Annotated in this window: 3 protein-coding genes; all 3 read left to right on the forward strand. The window is 64.3% G+C overall.

The window, feature by feature from the left end; genetic code table 11:
* Positions 1-164 precede the first annotated feature (164 nt).
* A complete protein-coding gene (locus WCA85_RS06480) occupies positions 165-674 on the forward strand; it encodes a disulfide bond formation protein B (protein ID WP_424062342.1) in 510 nt (169 codons plus the stop codon).
* A gap of 460 nt (positions 675-1,134) precedes the next feature.
* Positions 1,135-2,682 carry a xanthine dehydrogenase small subunit gene (gene xdhA, locus WCA85_RS06485; RefSeq protein ID WP_424062343.1) on the forward strand — a complete coding sequence of 516 codons (1,548 nt, stop codon included), beginning with the start codon at positions 1,135-1,137 and terminating at the stop codon, positions 2,680-2,682.
* The coding region (gene xdhB, locus WCA85_RS06490; protein WP_424062344.1) for a xanthine dehydrogenase molybdopterin binding subunit at positions 2,682-4,977 on the forward strand (2,296 nt) is incomplete at its 3' end. The genes xdhA and xdhB, both read left to right, overlap by 1 nt.

Raw genomic sequence — 4,977 nt, forward strand, 5'->3', positions numbered from 1 at the left:
GATGCTGGCTGGCGCGCCGCATGGCGACGACGCGCTGCTCGGGGTCGGCCGGGCGGTCGAAGCCGTGCTCAACACGATCCGTTAGCCAAAAACGGCGAAGCGGCGTTCGCGCTAGAATCGCGGGCACCTGCCCCCTTTTTGGATGTTCGACAGCCACACGATCCATGAATAACGACAATGCGATGTTGCGCCGCGAGCGCTCCCTGCTGATTCTGCTTGCCCTGATCTGCGTTGCGCTGGTTGGCGGGGCGCTCTACATGCAGTACCGTCTGCACGAAGACCCTTGCCCGTTGTGCATCCTGCAGCGTTATTTCTTTCTGCTGATCGCGATCTTCGCCTTTCTCGGCGCGCGTTTCGGCAGTTGGCGCGGCGTGCGTCTGCTGGAAGTGCTGGCGGCGCTATCCGCGCTGGCCGGCATCGTGACCGCCGCGCGGCACGTCTACGTGCTGGCCAACCCGGGGTTTAGCTGCGGTTTCGACGCGCTACAGCCGGTGGTGGATAGCCTGCCGCCCGCACACTGGCTGCCGGGTGTGTTCAAGGTTGCCGGGCTGTGCGAAACCGCCTATCCGCCCATTTTTGGCATTTCCCTGCCGGGCTGGTCGCTGATCGCATTTGTCGTGGCGTTTGTGCCGCTCGCGATGAGCCTCGTTCGGAATCGCCGCCGCATTGCTTGATGCCTTGGGTGAACCGGGTGAGATTCGCCGCCCGGGCCGCCATTACTCTGAACCTGGGCATGCCGCCGCACAGCGGCATGCCCGCCGCCTGATACCACCAGAAACTGGCGCACTGGCGCTTCAGCCGCTTTCCTCGTCGTAAACACCTGGGCCCAGACCCACCGCTGTCCAAGCGGCTTCTCCTACATCCGCAGCCCCGTTCGTCGCCTCAAACACCCCGCCGAACCCCCTCCGCGCCCCGCCCCATCTGGCTTTGCGCCGGACCTGCCGCTTTGCGCATCCCGCCGCGATGCCATTTCACATGACCTCCCGCTGATAACCCGCATCACCCAAGGGAAATATTTTTGGGACAAGGTAGTGCTATCGTCGGATATGGATGGCGATCTACGTGCGCGAGGCCGGCTACGGTGCGACCCCCTGCGTAACGCGCGCCCGGTCCGCAATGTCTTTCGGATTCGCCATGACAACGCAAACCATCCGCTTCTATCACCATGGTGCCGTCCGTGAGGTTCAGGGCGTACCGGCCTCGCGCACCGTGCTCCAGCACCTGCGCGAAGACCTGCATTGCACGGGCACCAAGGAAGGGTGCGCGGAAGGCGACTGCGGCGCTTGCACGGTGGTGGTCGGCGAACTGAACAGCCATGGCGCGCTTCAACTGAAGGCCGTCAACGCCTGTATTCAGTTTTTGCCTACACTCGACGGGCGAGCACTCTTCACCGTCGAAGATCTGCGTGCCGCCGATGGCAATCTGCATCCTGTGCAGCAGGCCATGGTCGACTGTCACGGCTCGCAATGCGGCTTCTGTACGCCTGGCTTTGTCATGTCGATGTGGGCGCTGTACGAGAACCAGCCAGCCGCCGCCGGCCTACCCACCCGCGACGAAATCAACGCCGCCTTGTCCGGCAATCTGTGTCGCTGCACCGGCTACCGCCCGATCGTCGACGCGGCACAGAGGATGTTCGATTATTCCCAGTACGCGCGCGTGCCGTTCGATCGGGGTGCCGCCATCGCTCAGGCATTGCAAGCGCTGCAACGGCGCGACACGTTCGAATACGTCGCTCCCGACGTGCGCGGCGCTGCCTTCGGCGAGCATGCGTTCTACGCACCGGTCACACTCGACGCCTTCGCGGCGTTGCGCGCGGCTCATCCTCATGCACGCCTCCTCGCCGGCAGCACGGACGTCGGTTTGTGGGTGACCAAGCAGTTCCGCGATCTCGGCGACATCCTGTATGTCGGAAACGTGGCCGAGATGAAGCAGATCGCACGCGACGCGCAAACGCTGACCATCGGCGCGGCCGTCACGCTGGAAGAAGCCTATGCCGCGCTCGCTGGGGACTATCCCGAACTGGCCGAGCTTTGGACCCGCTTCGCGTCGCTACCGATCCGCAATGCGGGCACGCTCGGCGGCAATGTGGCGAACGGCTCGCCGATCGGCGATTCGATGCCGGCGCTGCTCGCGCTCGGCGCCGAGGTCGTACTGCGGCACGGCGCCAAAACCCGCACGCTGACGCTCGACGCCTTCTACCTCGGCTATCAGAAGACGGCGCTCGCGGCGGGTGAATTCGTCGCGGCGCTGCGTGTTCCACGCCCTCGGCCCGATTTGCGGTTCCGCACTTACAAGGTTGCGAAACGGTACGATCAGGACATCTCAGCGGTTTGCGCCGCGTTTGCGCTGCACGTGACGGACGGTGTGATCGTCGAGGCGAGGATTGCGTTCGGCGGCATGGCGGCCACGCCCAAACGCGCGCCCCATGCGGAAGCGACGATGATTGGCGCGGCGTGGGACGACGCCACGACGCAGCGCGCAATGGACGCGCTCGCCGCCGACTACCAGCCGCTCACAGACATGCGCGCAACGAGCGCTTATCGGCTGAAGGTGGCGCGTAATCTGCTGCGTCGCTTCCAGATGGAAACGCGCGACGCCGCGCCGCTCACCTTGCTCGACGTGAACGTCTTCGCGTTCGAAGCAGGTGCCGTGGATGCATGCGCCGCCCAGGAGTCGCCGTGATGAACAAGCAAACCGATGCCTTCATCGTCCACGCAAGTGACCACGCGGCAACCGATACTGCCGCCATCGGCACTTCGTTGCCTCACGAATCCGCCACGCTGCACGTAAGTGGCGAAGCGACCTATACCGACGATATTCCGGAACTCCAGGGCACGCTCCATGCCGCGCTCGGACTGGCGCGCCATGCTCATGCGCGGATCGTCTCGCTCGATCTGAGCGCCGTGCGCAACGCGCCTGGCGTCGTTGCCGTGCTGAGCGCAGCCGACATCCCCGGCGAGAACAATTGCGGCCCGGTCCTGCACGACGATCCAATTCTCGCCGAAGACGAAGTGCTGTACCTCGGCCAACCCGTGTTCGCCGTTATCGCCGAAAGTCACGAACTTGCGCGACGTGCCGCCGCTCTGGCAAAAAGCGATGACGTAGTCCGCTACGAACCACTTGATGTCGTCCTCACGCCGGCTGAAGCCAAGTCCAAAAAGCAGTACGTCCTGCCGCCGCTGCATCTGAGACGCGGCGAGCCGGCCGCGAAAATCGCCGACGCACCGCACCGGATCCAGGGCAGCTTCGAAGTAGGCGGTCAGGAACAGTTTTATCTCGAGGGACAAGTCGCCTATGCGATTCCCAAAGAGATGGACAGCATGCTGGTCTACAGTTCGACCCAGCATCCGAGCGAAATGCAGCAGATGGTGGCGCATATGCTCGACTGGCCGGCTCATAGCGTCATGTGCGAATGCCGGCGCATGGGGGGCGGCTTCGGTGGCAAGGAATCGCAATCGGCGCTGTTCGCGTGCATCGCTGCGCTGGCGGCAAAGCTGCTGCATCGCCCGGTGAAGGTTCGCGCCGACCGCGACGACGATTTCATGATCACGGGCAAGCGCCACGACGCGGTCTACGAATACGAAGCTGGCTTCGATCAAAGTGGCCGCATTCTCGGCGCGCGTGTCGAGATCGCGCTGCGGGCGGGTTACTCGGCGGACCTGTCCGGCGCAGTGGCCACGCGCGCCGTGTGCCACTTCGATAACGCGTATTACCTCTCCGACGTCGAGATCGTCGCACTCTGCTGCAAGACCAATACGCAGTCGAATACCGCATTCCGTGGCTTCGGCGGCCCGCAGGGCGCGCTGGTGATGGAGGTGATGCTCGACAGCATCGCGCGGCAACTGAAATGCGATCCGCTCGACGTGCGGCTCGCCAACTACTACGGCATCGGCGAGCGTGACGTGACGCCGTACGGACAGCGCGTCGAAGACAATGTGATCGCGCCGCTGACTGAGGAACTGCTGACGAGCAGCGACTACCGCGCACGCCGCGCGGCGCTGGCCGCATTCAACGCAGCCAGCCCGGTACTGAAGCGCGGCATCGCTTTCTCGCCACTGAAGTTCGGCATTTCGTTTAACGTACCGTTCCTCAATCAGGCCGGCGCGCTCGTGCATGTCTACAAGGACGGTTCGGTCCTCGTCAATCATGGCGGCACCGAGATGGGCCAGGGGCTGAATACCAAGGTCGCACAGGTGGTGGCGAACGAGTTGGGCATACCGCTAGCGCGTGTGCGGGCAACCGCCACCGATACCTCCAAGGTCGCCAACACCTCCGCGACAGCCGCCTCCACCGGCAGCGATCTGAACGGCAAGGCAGCCGAAGCCGCGGCGCGCACCATCCGCAGCCGGCTGGCCGCGCTGGCCGCCAAACAGCTCGGCGGCGAACCCGCAGACGTGCAGTTCAAGGACAGCATGGTGCTCGCCAACGATGCGGCGATGCCCTTTTCGCAGTTGGTTGCCGCAGCGTATCTGGCCCGCGTCCAGTTATGGTCCGACGGCTTCTACACCACGCCGAAAGTGCACTGGGACCCAAAAACGCTGACGGGCAATCCGTTCTACTATTTCGCCTATGGCGCGGCGGTATCGGAAGTCATCGTCGATACGCTCACTGGCGAATGGAAACTGGTGCGCGCGGACGTGCTGCACGACGCGGGCCAATCGATCAATCCGGCCATCGATATCGGCCAGGTCGAAGGTGGCTTTATTCAGGGCATGGGCTGGCTCACCACTGAGGAACTCTGGTGGAACCGCGAGGGTCGACTCATGACGCACGCGCCGTCGACCTACAAGATCCCGGCCGTCAGCGACACGCCCGCCGCGTTCCACGTACAGCTCTACCGCAACGAGAATGCGGAGCCGACGGTGTTCCGCTCGAAAGCGGTGGGCGAGCCGCCGCTGTTGCTGCCGTTCTCGGTGTTTCTCGCGATTCGCGATGCGATCGCGGCCGCTGTGCCCGAGGCGCAGCGCGCGCCGGCGT

It is taken from the genome of Paraburkholderia sp. (assembly GCF_049581445.1).
In the GTDB taxonomy this organism is placed as follows: Bacteria; Pseudomonadota; Gammaproteobacteria; order Burkholderiales; family Burkholderiaceae; genus Paraburkholderia.